12 protein-coding genes are annotated in these 14,573 nt (G+C 71.0%); 6 read left to right on the plus strand and 6 right to left on the minus strand.

From position 1 onward, the window contains the following. Positions 1 to 10: 10 nt before the first annotated feature. Positions 11 to 787 (minus strand): glutaminyl-peptide cyclotransferase, encoded by a 777-nt coding sequence (locus H5407_RS19200; RefSeq protein ID WP_183106106.1) that lies wholly within the window; start codon positions 785 to 787, stop codon positions 11 to 13. A gap of 135 nt (positions 788 to 922) precedes the next feature. Between H5407_RS19200 and H5407_RS19205 the strand changes: the two genes are divergently transcribed. After that, positions 923 to 4,003 carry a VIT domain-containing protein gene (locus H5407_RS19205; RefSeq protein WP_183106107.1) on the plus strand — a complete coding sequence of 1,027 codons (3,081 nt, stop codon included), beginning with the start codon at positions 923 to 925 and terminating at the stop codon, positions 4,001 to 4,003. 86 nt (positions 4,004 to 4,089) lie between these two features. On the opposite strand, the gene H5407_RS19210 is transcribed toward H5407_RS19205, so the two are convergent. The 3 genes from H5407_RS19210 to H5407_RS19220 form a co-directional block, all read right to left on the minus strand. After that, positions 4,090 to 4,317 carry a DUF1161 domain-containing protein gene (locus H5407_RS19210; RefSeq protein ID WP_183106108.1) on the minus strand — a complete coding sequence of 76 codons (228 nt, stop codon included), beginning with the start codon at positions 4,315 to 4,317 and terminating at the stop codon, positions 4,090 to 4,092. Positions 4,318 to 4,400: 83 nt separating this feature from the next. Beyond that, the gene (locus H5407_RS19215) at positions 4,401 to 5,135 is read right to left on the minus strand and encodes a transporter substrate-binding domain-containing protein (protein WP_183106109.1); all 735 of its coding nucleotides are present in this window, start codon (positions 5,133 to 5,135) and stop codon (positions 4,401 to 4,403) included. A gap of 101 nt (positions 5,136 to 5,236) precedes the next feature. Further along, complete coding sequence (locus H5407_RS19220) at positions 5,237 to 7,321, minus strand: S46 family peptidase (protein ID WP_183106110.1); 2,085 nt, start codon at positions 7,319 to 7,321, stop codon at positions 5,237 to 5,239. Positions 7,322 to 7,481: 160 nt separating this feature from the next. Between H5407_RS19220 and H5407_RS19225 the strand changes: the two genes are divergently transcribed. Beyond that, a complete protein-coding gene (locus H5407_RS19225) occupies positions 7,482 to 8,324 on the plus strand; it encodes a hypothetical protein (protein ID WP_183106111.1) in 843 nt (280 codons plus the stop codon). 87 nt (positions 8,325 to 8,411) lie between these two features. On the opposite strand, the gene H5407_RS19230 is transcribed toward H5407_RS19225, so the two are convergent. Then, positions 8,412 to 8,816, minus strand: coding sequence for a hypothetical protein (locus H5407_RS19230; RefSeq protein WP_183106112.1), 405 nt, complete (start codon positions 8,814 to 8,816; stop codon positions 8,412 to 8,414). 38 nt (positions 8,817 to 8,854) lie between these two features. Between H5407_RS19230 and H5407_RS19235 the strand changes: the two genes are divergently transcribed. Beyond that, complete coding sequence (locus H5407_RS19235; RefSeq protein ID WP_255501330.1) at positions 8,855 to 10,180, plus strand: MATE family efflux transporter; 1,326 nt, start codon at positions 8,855 to 8,857, stop codon at positions 10,178 to 10,180. On the opposite strand, the gene H5407_RS19240 is transcribed toward H5407_RS19235, so the two are convergent. Continuing rightward, on the minus strand, positions 10,181 to 11,059 hold the full coding sequence (locus H5407_RS19240) for a hypothetical protein (protein ID WP_183106113.1): 879 nt from the start codon (positions 11,057 to 11,059) through the stop codon (positions 10,181 to 10,183). A 153-nt stretch (positions 11,060 to 11,212) separates the two neighbouring features. Here H5407_RS19240 and H5407_RS19245 point away from each other — a divergent pair, with 153 nt between their 5' ends. From H5407_RS19245 to H5407_RS19255, 3 genes are read left to right on the plus strand one after another with little or no spacing between them, the layout of a single operon-like run. Continuing rightward, complete coding sequence (locus H5407_RS19245; RefSeq protein WP_183106114.1) at positions 11,213 to 12,208, plus strand: ABC transporter permease; 996 nt, start codon at positions 11,213 to 11,215, stop codon at positions 12,206 to 12,208. Beyond that, entirely contained in the window at positions 12,201 to 13,046 is an 846-nt protein-coding gene (locus tag H5407_RS19250) for an ABC transporter permease (protein ID WP_183106115.1), read from the plus strand. Before H5407_RS19245 ends, H5407_RS19250 begins: the two co-directional genes overlap by 8 nt. Positions 13,047 to 13,074: 28 nt before the next feature. Next, entirely contained in the window at positions 13,075 to 14,571 is a 1,497-nt protein-coding gene (locus tag H5407_RS19255; protein WP_183106116.1) for an ABC transporter substrate-binding protein, read from the plus strand. Positions 14,572 to 14,573 lie beyond the last annotated feature (2 nt).

A 14,573-nucleotide genomic window follows, 5' to 3' on the forward strand; every position in this document is an offset into this window, starting at 1 on the left:
AGCCGGGGGCTCAGGCCCTCGGCACCAGCCGGATCTCGAAGAGCTGGGGCCAGAGCTTGCCGGTCACAAAGATTCGCTTGCCTGCAGCGTCGTAGGCGATGCCATTGAGCACATCGGCCTGGCGCGCCTGCGCCGGGGGCAGCAGGCCGCGCAGATCGATCCAGCCGCGCACCTGGCCGCTGGCCGGGTCGATGCGGGCGATCACGTCCTGCTGCCAGACATTGGCCCAGACCTGGCCGTCCACCCACTCCAGCTCGTTGAGTTGCTCCAGCGGCCGGCCCAGGGCGCTCACCGACACGCGGCGCACCTCCTTCATCGTGGCGGGGTCGAGGAAGCGCAGCTGGGTGCTGCCGTCGCTCATGATGAGGTGCTCGCCGTTGTGCGTCAGGCCCCAGCCCTCGCCGGCGTAGCGGAACTCGCGCTTCTTCTTGAAGGTCTTCTTGTCCCACACGAAGCCGAGCTGGGACTTCCAGGTCAGGCTGAGGATCTCGTCGCCGACGATGGTCATGCCCTCGCCGAAATGCTCGGCGGGCACGTCCACCTTCTGCTGCACGCGGCCGTCTTCCAGCCTGACCCGCCGGATGGAGCTCTGCCCCTCCAGCCCGGTGCTCTCGAACAGGTGTCCGTCATGCCATTCCAGGCCCTGGGTGAAGGCGCCCGGGTCATGCGGATAGGCCTTGACCACCGCCACGCCCCACACGGGCAGGGCGATGCGCTGGGCCCGGGCCGCGCCCAGGCCGCCAGCGGCCAGCAAGGAAAGCAGGAGGTCACGTCTGCGCAGGGTCATGGGGCGTCACTCGGCAAGTCGGGAGGCGCCTCTATTGTCGCGGTTGCGTCGCGGCAACTGCCCGGACTCTGCCACCCTTACAGTGCACCGCTGACGGGCCTCTCGCGTTGAGGCCTGCACTGTCGAGGAGGACCCATGCCCACATTTCCCCACAGGCCAGGCAAGACCTGGCACCGCCCGACGCTGCTGGCGCTGAACCTGGCCTGGCTGAGCCTGGCCGCCCCCGTGGCCGAGGCCGCGCCCTGGAAGATCCGCGCCGATACACAGGTGCAACTGGAGCTGCGCCAGATCGGCTGGCGTCTGCAGGGTCCCTTTGCCGAGCAGCGCGTCGAGCTGGTCCTGCGCAACCCCTCGGCGCGGCCCATGGAAGCGACGGTGCTGCTGCCCCTGGCCGACGGTGAACGGCTGCGGGGCTATGCGCTGGACATCAACGGCGAGCTGCGCGACGCCGTGCCCGTGGAGCGCGTCCAGGCCCGCGTGGCCTTCGAGACCCAGACCGCCCTCAAGGTGGACCCGGCCCTGGTCGAGCGCGACAGCGACAGCGACTACCGCCTGCGCGTCTTCCCCATCCCGGCCCGCGGCGAGCGCCGCCTGCGCATCGATCTCGCCCGTCTGGCCGAGCGCAGCGACTGCGGCTGGCGGCACACCCTGTCAGCCGACGCCCTCCCCCAGGGCAGCCGCCTGACGGCCACGCTGAGCGCCAGCCTGAAGCCGGTCCTCGTGCCGGAGGGGCTGGGCGAGCCGGCACCCTCCATCGACAAGTCCGCGCCCGCCGCGGCCTGGACCGCCACCCTGCCCCTGCGCAGCGGCGACGCGCCCCGCACGGTCTGCCTCCCGGCGCCCGGACAGCCCGCCGGCTTCACGCACCGCCTGGACGACGGCACCGAGTTCCGCTGGCTGGAGGTCCCGATGACCGACGCCGGCCTGCAGCCCCTGCCGGCGCCGAGCCGGCTGGAGATCGTGTGGGACGCTTCGCTGCGCATGCCCGGCGACCGCCTGCTTGAACTCCAGCTGCTGGAGCGCTACCTGCAGGGCCGCAGCCTGAGCGTGACCCTGACCGTGCTGCGTCTGGGGATGAAGCGCCAGCAGTTCCAGGTTCGCAACGGCGACTGGACCGCCCTGCGCGAGACCCTGCTCGCCCTGCGGCCTGAAGGCGCGCTGGACCTCGGCAGCTGGTCCCCCGCGGCAGGCGCCCAGCAGGTGCTGATGTTCAGCGAGCTGCGGCACAGCTGGCCCCATCGCGAGGCCATGAAGTCGCCGGGGCTGCCTGTGCATCTGGTGTCGCGACAGGTGGCCGACCTGGCCCTGGCCCAGCCTCTGCTGCAGGACGGCGGCCAGTGGCTGGACCTGAAGCAGACCCGTCTGGCCGAGCTGGCCCGCCAGCTCACGCTGACCCCCGGGGTCCGCATCGCCAGCCGCTGGGATCAGGCCGCCTGGCATGCCGAGAGTCGCACGCCGCGACATGGCGTGCTGCGGGCCTGCCATGTCCAGCCGGCGGACGAAGCGTGGCGCGACCAGCCCGCGCTGCTGCTCAGCCAGCAGGACGCGCAAGGCCGCCGCGAACGCAGCGTGCAGGCCGAGCGCTGGACGCCCGAGCCCCTGGCCGCCTTCTGGTGCGGCAGCTGGTGGATCCAGACCCTGGAGGCCGAGCCCCTGCGCAACAGGCGCCAGCTCGCGCGCCTGGGCGAGCAGCTGGGCCTGGTCAACCGGGAGACCAGCCTGCTGGTGCTGGAAACGCTGCAGGACTACATCAACCACGGTGTGATGCCGCCCGTGACGACCCCGGCCATCCGCGAGGCCGTGCTGCGTGGGCGCGAAGCCAAGGCCCAGCGCGAGCGTGAGCAGACCACGGTCCAGCGCAACGCGCTGGCGCAGCAGTGGTCGAGCCGGGAAGACTGGTGGTCGCGCGACTTCTCGGAAGCGAAGGAGGAAGCCCGCCACCAGCGCGAGCTCGAAGCCCTGAAGAAAAGACAGGCCCGGGAGCGCGAGCGCCTGGAGACGCAGTTTGAGCGCAAGGGCCGTCCGGCCCCGAGCATTGCGATGCAATTCAGCACCCCGCCGCCGCCGGATTTCATGCGCCCACCCGAGGTCCATGTGATGGCGGCCCCTACACCGGCCCCCAAGGCTGAATCCCCGACCCCACGGCCGGTGGATGTGCCAGCGCCGCATCCCGCGTTGCCGCATCCCGCGCCCCCCACCCGCGTCGAGCAGCCCCGCGAACCCGCCCCGTCCGTGGCACCCGCCGCTGCCCACACCCTGCGCGCCGTCGCCACCACCGAACGCTACGCCGCCGAGCTCGCACAGGCCCGCACCGCGGAGGCGCTGGATCGGCTCGTGGCCGACCTCAGCGGGACCTATGCCGACAGCCCCGCCTTCCACGCCGATGTGGCCGAACGTTTCGCCGCCTTGGGCGACAGGCCCCGTGCGGTGCAGGTGCTCAGCAACATCGTGGCGCTGATGCCCCGCGAGGCTTCAGCCCTGCGCCTGGTGGCCTACCGCCTGCAGGGCATGGGGCAGTCCGCGCCGGCCCTGGACCTGCTGCTGCGGGCGCGGGATCTGGCGCCTGACGAGCCCCAGTCCTGGCGCGACGCCGGCCTAGCCCTGGGTCAGGCCGGCCGCTGCGAGGAGGCCGCCGCCTCGCTGCAGCACGTGGTGGACACGGCCTGGCCAGACCGCTTCGCCGAGATTGCCCTGATCAGCCTGGCCGAGCTCAACGACCTGCAGCAGCGCTGCCCCAGCTCGAGCTTCTCGACGCTGCCCGTGGCCCTGCGCAAGTCGCTGCCGGTAGGCCTGCGCGTGGTCATGCGCTGGGACCTCAACAGCACGGACATCGATCTCCATGTGATCGACCCGCTGAACGAGGAGGCCTTCTTCATGCACCGCGACACCCGCCAGGGCGGCCATCTCTCGCGTGACTTCACCGCCGGCTACGGCCCGGAGGAGTTCATCCTGCGGCGCCCGGTGCCCGGCCGGTACAAGATCGTCGCGCGCTACTACGGCAGCCAGATGGCCACGCTCAGCCGCGGCGCCACGGTGCAGGTGGACGTGCAGACCGGCTTCGGCAGCCCGCAGCTGCAGTCCCGGACCCTGACCTACCGCCTGGTCGAGGGCGGCGGGGACATTGAGTTGGGCGAGTTCCATCTCGATGCCAAGGGGCGTCTGCTGGCGTTACCTGTCCCGGCCAAGGCCAAGGGCAAGGGCCCGTCCGCCCCCTGAATCCGGCCGGCGGGGCCCGTCGCCCCATGTCGCCAGCCACAAAAAAGCCCCGCCTCGGCGGGGCTTTCTACTGGCGCAAGCCGCGATCACTGCTTCTCGTAGGTGATTTTCCTGCTGCCGCCCTCGCAGCTGCCGATCACCTTGGCTTCGCCGACCTTGTCGCTCTCGACCACGGCCAGGGTGTAGTTCTTGACGCCCTTCTCGTCCAGCTTGGCGGCGATCTCGGCCTTCAGCTCCTCGCAGGGCTTGACGGCGGCAAGGGCGGGCGTGGCCAGCACGGTGGCGAGCAGGGCCAGGGTCAGGGTCTTGTTCATGGGGCCTCCACAAAGATCAGGCGGGACATTCCGCCGCCCGCGCATTGTCTGGACGCCGGACGACTGTCTGTCGTCGGGCGGCCTCACTCCTTTTGGGGGGCTGACGTGTCCCGGTACTGCGCCGCCACCTCCTCGCTGGTGCGACGGATGAAGCCGCTGCGCTCCAACTCACGCAAGGCCAGGGTGAGGGGCGCCAGCAGGGCTTCATGCCGGCGATGCAGGTAGTGGAAGACCGGGAAGGTGGCCAGCGGCGGCTGCAGCAGTATCACGCCCTGGATGCCGTGCTGACGCAGGTTGGCCAGACCGGAGAGACGGTTGGACAGAACCAGGTCCGAGCGGTCCAGCTCCATCTTCACGAAGGCCTGCTGCAGCGTGGCCACCGGCTCCAGCTGCATGCCCTTCGTGTTCTCCTCGATGATCTTGATGCCCTTGACGAAGCCCAGGCGGTAGGGCCGCAGGCTCTCCCAGCCCTGCACCTTGAAGTTCCAGCGACGCGAGAACACCACGATCTCGTACTGCACCAGCGCCACCGGCACCCGCACCAGATTGGGATAGAGCTGCTCGATGCCGGCCTTGCGGTAGAGCTCGCCGTCCGTCTCACCGGTATTGGCGCTGATGAGGGAGCGCTCGCCGGGCATGCCTATCACCTGGAGGTCCCGGCCCAACTGGAGGTAGGCCTCGCGCAGCACGCGTTCGGCCACCTGGGTGGCGGGATCCTGCTCCAGCAGGGTGGAGATACGCAGGGGCGCCTCCACGGCCAACGCCAGGGGTGGCAGGCAGGTGCTGAGGGCCAGGACAGCTTGTCGGCGCGAGGTCATGCGGACGATCCAGGCAGTGGTGCCCGAGCATAGCCCAGCTACGGCACCGTCGCCGCCCCGAAAGTCTGGCGCCCGGGCTTGATCACGGCTCAGTGCCCCTCTCAGTGCCCCTGCATTTCCTTCAGCAGGGCGCGGGCACCGTAGACCTTGTCCATGGCCTCGGCAATGGCCGCGGCATTCACGGCCACCGTGCGGTTGCGCGCGGACTCGAACCAGTAGGCGCCGCCGATGGAGTGGATGTTGCCGTCGAACACCAGGCCCACCAGCTCGCCCCGTGCGTTCAGCATGGGACTGCCGCTGTTGCCGCCGATGATGTCGTTGGTGCTGACGAGGTTGAAGGGCTTGGCGTGGTCCAGCTTGTCCTGTGCGGCCAGCCAGGAGGCCGGCAGCGCGAAGGGCTCGGCGCCGGTGGCGCGCTCGTAGGTGCCTCCCAGGGTGGTGAAGGGCGGCACCTGGGCGTCGCCCTCCTTCCAGCCCTCGACCTTGCCGTAAGACAGGCGCAGGGTGAAGGTGGCGTCGGGATAGACCTTGGGACCGGTCATCGCGAAGCGCGCCTGGGCGACCCGCTCCGAGTTCTTCTGAATCACCGACTCCACCTCGCGCTCATAGCGCTGGCGCAGGGCGCGCGCCTGCTCGTCCACCGCCAGGGCCAGGCGGATGAAGGGATCCTGGCTCTGGCGCACCGCGGCCATGCCGCCTTCCCAGAGGGCCTTGCGCTGGGCGATGTCGGCCAGTTGGCTGCCATCGACGAGGCGGGCGGCCATTTGCTCGGGCGAGTCCTTGCCCAGCACCTGCTTGACCAGGGGTGCATCGGCGCCCAGCTGCTCGCGCATCTTCTCCAGCGAGTAGCTCAGCTTGAACTTCTCGAAGGCCCGATAGACCGGGGCCGGGGAGAAGAGCTGGGCCTCGACGGCGGGCAGGCCGGCCTCGGCGAACTCGGGCAGGCGCTCGGCGTCGGGCTTGCTGCGCTCGGCCGCACCGCGCACCAGGGTGCGGGCGATGCCGAAGAGCTGGCTGTTGAAGGCGCGGCCGCCTTCCAGCTGGTTGTTCAGTGTGCGGTAGCTGCGGTAGTTCTGCAGGGCCTGGGCGATGGCGTCCCAGGCGCCCACGGAGGACTTCAAGGCGGGCTGCCGGGCCACGAAGGCGCGCAGCCGCGCCTCGTCCGCCCGCTTGGCAGCCAGCAGGGAGGCTTCGTTGAGGGCATCCAGCTGGCCCTTCAGCACCTTGATGCCGTTCTCCACGTAGAACAGCTCGGCATTGGCCATGCGGGCCTGCTCCTCGCCCTGGGTGCGGTACTGGGCCAGGCGACCGCGGTACTCGGACATGTCCACCAGGGTCTCGGGCAGGCGCCGGGCACGCAGCTGCTCCAGCTGCGCGACAGTCAGCGTGCGCTGGGTGGATCCGGGATGACCGGTCACGAACACCGCCTCGCCCGCGGCCGGGCCCTGGGTGTTGACCGGGAAGAAGTCCTTTACCGCGGCGGGCTGGCCGTTCTCGTAGACGCGCAGCAGGCCCATGTCCAGGTCATAGCGCGGGAAGTTGAAGTTGTCGGGGTCGCCACCGAAGAAGGCGATGGCCTGCTCCGGCGCGAAGGCCAGGCGCACGTCCTGGAAGCGGTGGTAGCGGTAGAGCTTGTACTGGCCGCCGTGGTAGAGATCGACCAGATCGCAGCGCTGCGTCTTGCTGTCGGCGCCCACGCAGGCAGCGGTCAGCTGGGCACGGACCGCGTTGAAGGCCTTGGTGAAGTCCTCGCCCTCACGGCCGCGCGTGGCGGCCTTGACCTGGTCGGTGACGTCGGTGATGGCTTCCAGGCGATTGACCTCCATGGCGGGACAGGCCTTCTCCTCGTCCCGGGTCCGGGCCAGGAAGCCGTTCTTCATGAAGTCCTTGTCCGCGCTGGAGAGCTGCTCCACACATTCGGCCACGCAGTGGTGGTTGGTCAGCACAAGCCCTTGCGGGGATACGAAGCTGCCCGAGCAGCCGCCAGCCAGGCGGGCCGAGCCGCGCATGGCCTTGCCCAGCCAGGCCGCGTCGGGCGCAAAGCCCAGCTGCTGGCGCATGAGGGCGGTGGGCGGGTTGTCCAGGGTCCACATGCCTTCGGCGGCCTGGGCCAGCAGCGGGCTCAGCAGCAGGCCGGTCACGAGGGCCAGACGGGTGGGACGGCAGGAGGGCTTGAGCAGTCGCATGGTGGGTCTCGGCGTGTCCTTGAGGTGCGGCCATTGTGGAAGCCGCCCTGCACCGGGCCGGAAGCCATGGCCGCCCGCCCGGGACTTCCCAGGGAAAACACCGGGCGGACTGTGGGCCCGGCGCGTCATGATGCGCGCAGTCAAACGGTCAGCCCCTTCTATGACGGTCCCTGCCGCACCCTCCACCCTCCTCAAGCGCTGGACTGCCTGGCACGAGCGCCGCGGAGCGGCCCGAGTGCGCCAGCAGCTGCAGCGCCGTTGCCCCCAGGCCCTGGCCCTGCAGCAGCGCCTGCCCGCGGGCCTGCATGCGGCCTGGCTGGACCATGCCGCCGAGGAATTCCCCGGCCTGCCCAGCCGCGAGGCGGACTGGCTGCTGGCCTCCACCGGCTTGATGCAGTTCTTCCTGGCCGCCGCGCGCTGCGACGGCCCCTGCGCCCTGCCCAGCCGGGCGGCGGATGCGGTCTGGCATGCCTGGCTGCGCTGGGATGCCGCCGGTCTGGCCGCCTTCCAGCGCGAGCGGCTGGGCCACGAGGTGCCCCATCTGAAGGAGGCCCAGCTGCCGGGGCCGCTGGACCATGCCTTGAGCCGCTGCTATGCCGCCTGCTGCCGCACTGAGCAGCTCAGCCCGCTGGACGGCCAACTGCCCCTGGTCTTCGAGCTCGATCGTCGCCTGCGCATGCCGGCCGGCTGGCACTACACCTGGCACAAGCGCCTGCGCTGCCTCAGCCACCAGGTGCTGGACATTGACGGCGACCCGCGCGGCCGTTCCCAGCTCCACGCCGTGCATGGCGCCAGCCTGCTGGGCCTGGGCCTGCTGACGGCCACCGAGCAACTCGCCTGGCAGCACCAGTTGCAGCGCCTGGACCGGCAGGCCGATGCCCGGGCACGTGGCGAATCGGGCGGCTCCGGCAGCAGCTGCGGCAGTTCCTGCGGGGCCGACCTCGGCAGTGCCAGCAGCGATGGCGGCAGCAGCTGCGGCAGTTCCTGCGGCGGCGGCGACTGAAGCAGGCTCAGCGGCCGGCCCTGGCTGCGACATACCTGGCGGCGCCTGGACATGAAACCCCGCTGGGGCGGGGTTCTCTGGGTGCGATCAGTTGCTCTTGTCGTCCGGGCCGGCCACGCAGGTGGTGCTGCCGGTGGCCAGCACCATGCCCTTGTCAATGCCACCGCTGCTGGCGCCGCCGGTGAAGGAGCCTGCCGACCCGGCCGGCGCATCCGTGCTGACGACGGCGTGGCTGTTGCTGTTGCCGGAACCGGCCATGGCGGTGGCCAGGGCCAGCGTGTTCGAGGATTGGCTCACCACCGGGGTGGCGAGGGCAGCGGAACAGGTCACAGGGTCGCTGCGACAGCCAGCTTGCGGAAAAACATGGAGCTTGACGCTCTCATGTAACAAATGCCGATTTAAAAATGCAATATTCGCGCCAACCTTGATTGCATCGAGGCAATTGGCCGACCGCTGCTGTTCCGCTTTTTTGATTCCAAGTGAAAAGTTCATCGACACCCCAAAGCGAGGGAGAACCGGGCGCGCCACGCTTGTTCGCCCTGGCCTGGCCCTTGTTGCTGGAAATGGGCCTGGGGATCGCCGTGGGCCTGCTGGGCACCCTGCTGGCGGCCCGCGTCTCTGACGGCGCAGGCGCGGGCTTCGCCCTGGCCAACCATGTCTCGGGCACGCTGTTCATCCTCTTTCGCATCATCGGGGCCGGCATCAGCGTGGTGCTGACCCAGGCCCTGGGCAGCGGCCGCCGCGACATCGCCGACGCCACCGCCCGCGCCGCGGTGGGCGCGAGCAGCTGGATCGGCTTGCTGACGGGCCTGGGCGCCATGCTGGCGGCCCGGCCCCTGCTGAGTCTGCTGGGGGCGCCCGCCGAGGTCCTGCCCCTGGCTACGCCTTTCCTGGTGCTGCTGGGCCCGGCCATGCTGCTGGACGCCTGGAACGCCGCCATGGCCAGCGTCATGCGCGCCCACCTGCGGGCCCGCGACACCCTGGCCGTGCTGGTGGCCATGCAGGCCTTGCAGCTGGCCCTGGCCGTGCCGCTGATGCAGCAGATGGGCCTCATCGGATTCGCCCTGGCCCTGATCGCCAGCCGCCTGCTGGGCCTGGGTCTGCATCTGTGGCTGTGGCGTGCGCGGCTGGGCCTTCGCCTTCAGCCCGCGGACTGGTGGCGGCTGCCCCGGCGGGAGCTGGGCGCCATCCTGCACATCGGCTTGCCGGGGGCTGGCGAGAACATCGCCTACCGCCTGGCCTTCATGGTCAGCGTGGCCGTGGTGGGGCACATGGGCGCGCAAGCCCTGGCCACGCATGCCTACGTCTCGCAGCTGATGTACTTCATCCTGCTCTTCGGCCTGGCCACCGGCTTCGCGGCGGAGATCGTGGTGGGCCACCTGATCGGCGCCGGCCAGCTGCATGCGGCCCACCGCCTGGTGCGGCGGGCCATGGCGCGCGGCCTGATGGTCTCGGTGGTGGTGGCGGGCAGCTTCGCCCTGGTCGGCCCCTGGCTGCTGGGTCTGTTCACCAAGGACCCGGCCATCATCGGCCTGGGCAGCACCCTGCTGTGGCTGACGGTGCTGCTGGAGCCCGGCCGCACCTTCAACCTGGTGGTGATCAACGCCCTGCGCGCGGCCGGCGACGCCCGCTATCCGGTGATGGTGGGCAGCGGTTCCATGGTGCTGGTGCTGGCCGGCGGCAGTTGGCTGCTGGGCCAGCAGCTGGGCCTGGGCCTGGTGGGCGTGTGGATCGCCTATGCCGCCGACGAATGGGTGCGCGGCCTGCTGATGTGGCGCCGCTGGGCACGCCAGGACTGGGTGCCCCATGCGCGCGCCGCACACCGCCGGCTGCGCAGCACAGGTGCCAGCGCCTGATCAGCGGTCGTTGCTGTAGCTGAGCACCTGGCGGGCCTGGCTGATGCCGGTGACCAGGCTGTAGGTGGAAAGCCCGCTCGCCACCACGCCCTTGACGCTGTACTCCCACACCAGGCCCAGCCGGCACTGCTTCACCGTGACCGCCGTGTTGGCACCGCCCGACGCCCCGGCGGCCGCCTGGTCCAGGCTGGCCTGCAGGTCCTCCAGACCGACGCTGTACTGGGCCTGGTCGGCGTTGCTCCCCTGCAGACGGGCCTGCGGGCCGCCCCGGTAGCCCGTCCAGCGCACGGTGCGGCCGTCGGCGAGCTGGCATTCGCCGTCCGCCAGGCTCAGCTGGGGCTGCAGGCCGGCCGGGCCGGACAGCGAGGCGCTGAACTGGCCCTGCGAGCGCTGCAGCGAGCCGGGCGCCGCGGCCCGGATCTGCACCGCCGACGGCAGTGCCACCGTGCTGTCATGGGTCTGCCCCTTGTGCTGCAGCCGGATGGTCCAGGCGTCCTGGCTGCTCAGGACCTGGGCCGCCAGCGTGTCGCCCAGCTCGGTGGTGGGCGACAGCCGCACGTTGCCGGGCATCAGCCACAAGGCATCCGGCGCATCGAGCCGGACCACGGTGAGCAGGTTCGCCCGGTAGCTGAAGCCCAGGTCGGCCGACACGCGGCCGTCTTCGCGCCGCAGGCTGCCGCCCAGGCGCAGGTCCTGGGCGGCAGCCTCGGTCGAGGATTTGCAGTTGCTCAGGCCGCACTGAACGCCCTTGCCGATGTCCTCGAATTCGGAGCCCCCGCAGGCCGACAGGCCGATCAGCAGCATCGAGGCCAGCGTTGCGCCAAGCGGGCGCAGGGCCAGGCGAAGTGGCGTATTTGAGGGAAAGGCGGAGGGCAGCATGGTCCGTGTCCTTGGAAGACGAAGGTGCCGGGCGCAGGTCCGGCGCAATGCGCGAAAGTCTAACGTTCCGGTGGATGCTGTCACCTGCCTGGCGGCCGGGCGATCCGCGCATCGAACAGCCGATGCGGGGCCCGGGCCATGCAGAATGCCGCCATGCCCGTCCGCCCTGCGCATCCCGCCCTGCCGGTCCTGCTGCGCCCCAGCCTGCAGCTGCTTCTCACCCTGGCCCTGGCCTCGGTGCTGATTTTCGCCAGCCTGGAGTTGCTGCCGGGGCACGCCGCCGCGCTCATGCTGGGGCCGGATGCCGCCCCCGAGGCCGTGCAGGCCCTCAGCCGCGAGCTGGGCCTGCAGCAGCCGGCCTGGCAGCGCTACGGGCAGTGGATCGCCGGCCTGCTGCGAGGCGAGATGGGCCTGTCATACGCCTACCGCACGCCGGTCGCGCCCATGCTGGCCGAGCGCCTGCAGCTGAGCCTGCCGCTGAGCGTCCTGGCCCTGGCACTCACGGTGCTGGCCTCCCTGGGCCTGGGCCTGCTGGCCGCGGCTCGCCGCGGCCGCTGGGTCGATCACCTCCTGCTGGGCCTCAGCCAGTTGGGCCTGGCTTTGCCGGCCTTCTGGTTCGGCATGGGCCTGATGTGGCTGTTCGCGGTACGCCTGCAGTGGCTGCCCGCGGGCGGCTTTCCGGGCTGGGACGCCGAGCTGGGCGGCGGCTGGGGACCGGCGCTGCAGGCCCTGCTCCTGCCCGCCCTCGCCCTGGCTCTGACCCAGACCGCCCTGCTGGCCCGGCTGCTGCGCGCCGGCCTGCTGGACGTGCTGCAGGAGGACTACGTGCTCGCCGCCCGCTCCCGCGGCCTGTCCGAGCGCCGCGTGCTGCTGCGCCACGCGCTGCGCAACGCCCTGGTGCCGGTGCTCACCCAATTGGGCACCCAGTTCGCTGGCCTGCTGGCCGGCGCCGTGCTGATCGAGACCCTGTTCCAGCTGCCCGGCCTGGGCCAGCTAATCGCCCAGGCCATCGCCAACCGCGACCTGGTCGTGGTGCGCAATGCGGTGATGCTGCTGGTAGCCCTGGTGCTGCTGCTCAACTGGATCGTGGAACTGCTCAACGCCTGGCTGGACCCGCGTCTTCGCCGCCCGGAGGCCAGCCATGGCTGAGGGCCAGGTCTTGCCTGCAAGCCGGGTGCGCCGGCTGCGCAGCCATCCGCGCCTGCTGGCTGGCCTGCTGATGTGCTCCCTCCTGATGCTGGCCGCGGCGGCTGGCCTGCTGATGCCCGGATCCGCTGCGCTGAAGGTGGACCTGGCGCAACGCCTGCAGGGCCCGGGTGCTGGGCACTGGCTGGGCACCGACGCCCTGGGCCGCGACCTGCTCCCGCTGCTGCTGGGCGGTGCGCGCAATGCCCTGGGCGTAGGCTTCATCGCGACCGCCCTTTCCCTGGGCCTGGGCCTGCCGCTGGGACTGCTGGCCGCCTCGCAGGGCGGCTGGGTGGACCGGCTCATCGGCCGCTTCAGCGACCTGGGCCAGGCCTTCCCCGCCCTGCTGCTGGCCATCCTGATGGCCGCCAGCCTGGGGCCCGGCATGGGCGTGGCCATGGCCGCCATCGGTCTGCACGGCGTGCCGGCCTGCCTGCGCCTGGTACGCGCGGCGGCGCGGGTGCAGTGGCAGCGCGACTACGTGCGGGCAGCGCGCGCCTTCGGCCGCCCGGGCTGGCAGATCGCCCGCGTCCATGTGCTGCCCAACATCGCCTCGCCCCTGCTGGTCCTGGCCAGCAACCAGTTCGCCCTGGCCCTGCTGGCCGAGACCGCGCTGGCCTACCTGGGCCTGGGCACGCAGGCCCCGGCGCCCAGCTGGGGCCGGATGCTGGCAGAAGCCCAGACCTGGCTGTTCGAGGCCCCGCAACTGGCCCTGCTGCCGGGCCTGTGCCTGATGCTGTCGGTGCTGGGCCTGCAGCTGCTGGCCGACGGCCTGCGAGACTGGCTGGACCCGCGGGGCTGAGCCCGCAGCCCATGCCATGATGGCGGCCATGGACCGCCGCCATCTCTTGCACGCCCTGCCCGCCCTGGGCGCCAGCCTGGCCCTGCCCGCGCTGGCCCTGCCACGCGGGCGCGACGCCGTCGTGATCGGCATGACCCTGGAACCCCCGGGCCTGGACCCCACCGTGGGCGCGGCCTCGGCCATCGCCGAGGTGGTGCACTACAACGTCTTCGAGACCCTCACCCGCATCGGCCCGGACGGCCAGGTCGGGCCGGGCCTGGCGCTCTCCTGGGAGGTGTCACCCGATCTGCGGACCTACACCTTCCGCCTGCGCCGCGGCGTGCGCTTCCACAACGGCGAGCCCTGCACGGCGGCCGCGGTGAAGTTCAGCTTCGAGCGGGCCGGCGGCGATGCCAGCACCAACAAGGACAAGCGTGTCTTCGCCAACATCGCGGTGATCGGCCAGCCCGAGCCCGAGGTGCTGGTCCTGGTTCTGAAGCAGGCGGAGCCTGACTTCCTCTTCCTGCTCGGCCAGGCCACCGCCGCCATCGTCGAGCCGAAAAGCGCAGCCAGCAACGCGCATCTGCCGGTGGGCACCGGGCCCTACCAGATGGCCGGCTGGGTGCGCGGCGCCAGCCTGCAGCTCAAGGCCTTCGAAGGCTATCCCCAGCGCGGCCAGCCCCTGCCGCCCATCCGCCGCGCCACCTTCCGCTTCATCAGCGACCCGGCCGCGCAGATGGCGGCCCTGCTCTCGGGCGATGTCGATGCCTTCCCCCGCGTGGCCGCGGCGCGCAGCCTGGAACAGTTCAAGCGCCAGCCTCAGCGCTTCCAGCTGATCATCGCCGGCTCGCGTGCCAAGACCCTGCTGGCCATGAACCACCGGCGCAAGCCGCTGGACGACGTGCGCGTGCGCCGCGCCCTGTCCATGGCCCTGGACCGCAAAGCCCTGATCACCGCCGCGGCCGACGGCTTCGGCATTCCCATCGGCAGCCACTACGTGCCCGGCGCCCCCGGCTATGTGGACCTCACCGGCCTCAGTCCCTACGACCCCGCCCGCGCCCGCGCCCTGCTGAAGGAAGCCGGCGTGAAGGACCTCGCGCTGACGCTCAAACTGCCCCCCGCCCCCTATGCCCGCCAGGGCGGCGAGCTGGTGGCGGCGCAGCTGGCGCAGGTAGGCGTGCAGCTGAAGCTGGAGAACATCGAGTGGGCGCAGTGGCTGGCCGGCGTCTACGGCGCGCACAACTACGACCTCACCCTGATCTCGCATGTGGAACCCTTCGACCTGGGCAACTTCGCCAAGCCCGGCTACTACTGGGGCTACGAGAGCAAGGCCTTCAACGAGATGTGGCAGCGCTATCTGGCCAGCGCACGCGAGGCTGATCGCATCAGGCTGCTGGGCGAGATGCAGCGCCGCATCGCCGAGGACGCCGTGGCCGTCTGGCTCTACCAGCCTCAGTGGATCACCGTGGCCCAGGCGGGGCTCAAGGGCCTGTGGGCCGGCATGCCCATCTTCGTCAACGACCTGGCAGCCCTGCGCTGGGAATGAGG

It is taken from the genome of Mitsuaria sp. WAJ17 (assembly GCF_014174515.1).
In the GTDB taxonomy this organism is placed as follows: Bacteria; Pseudomonadota; Gammaproteobacteria; order Burkholderiales; family Burkholderiaceae_C; genus Roseateles_B.

Excerpts from the sequence above, each read along its gene's own strand:
- H5407_RS19200 (WP_183106106.1), bottom strand. The coding sequence starts at position 787 with ATGACCCTGCGCAGACGTGACCTCCTGCTTTCCTTGCTGGCCGCTGGC.
- H5407_RS19205 (WP_183106107.1), top strand. The coding sequence starts at position 923 with ATGCCCACATTTCCCCACAGGCCAGGCAAGACCTGGCACCGCCCGACG.
- H5407_RS19210 (WP_183106108.1), bottom strand. The coding sequence starts at position 4,317 with ATGAACAAGACCCTGACCCTGGCCCTGCTCGCCACCGTGCTGGCCACG.
- H5407_RS19215 (WP_183106109.1), bottom strand. The coding sequence starts at position 5,135 with ATGACCTCGCGCCGACAAGCTGTCCTGGCCCTCAGCACCTGCCTGCCA.
- H5407_RS19220 (WP_183106110.1), bottom strand. The coding sequence starts at position 7,321 with ATGCGACTGCTCAAGCCCTCCTGCCGTCCCACCCGTCTGGCCCTCGTG.
- H5407_RS19225 (WP_183106111.1), top strand. The coding sequence starts at position 7,482 with ATGACGGTCCCTGCCGCACCCTCCACCCTCCTCAAGCGCTGGACTGCC.
- H5407_RS19230 (WP_183106112.1), bottom strand. The coding sequence starts at position 8,816 with ATGAACTTTTCACTTGGAATCAAAAAAGCGGAACAGCAGCGGTCGGCC.
- H5407_RS19240 (WP_183106113.1), bottom strand. The coding sequence starts at position 11,059 with ATGCTGCCCTCCGCCTTTCCCTCAAATACGCCACTTCGCCTGGCCCTG.
- H5407_RS19245 (WP_183106114.1), top strand. The coding sequence starts at position 11,213 with ATGCCCGTCCGCCCTGCGCATCCCGCCCTGCCGGTCCTGCTGCGCCCC.
- H5407_RS19250 (WP_183106115.1), top strand. The coding sequence starts at position 12,201 with ATGGCTGAGGGCCAGGTCTTGCCTGCAAGCCGGGTGCGCCGGCTGCGC.
- H5407_RS19255 (WP_183106116.1), top strand. The coding sequence starts at position 13,075 with ATGGACCGCCGCCATCTCTTGCACGCCCTGCCCGCCCTGGGCGCCAGC.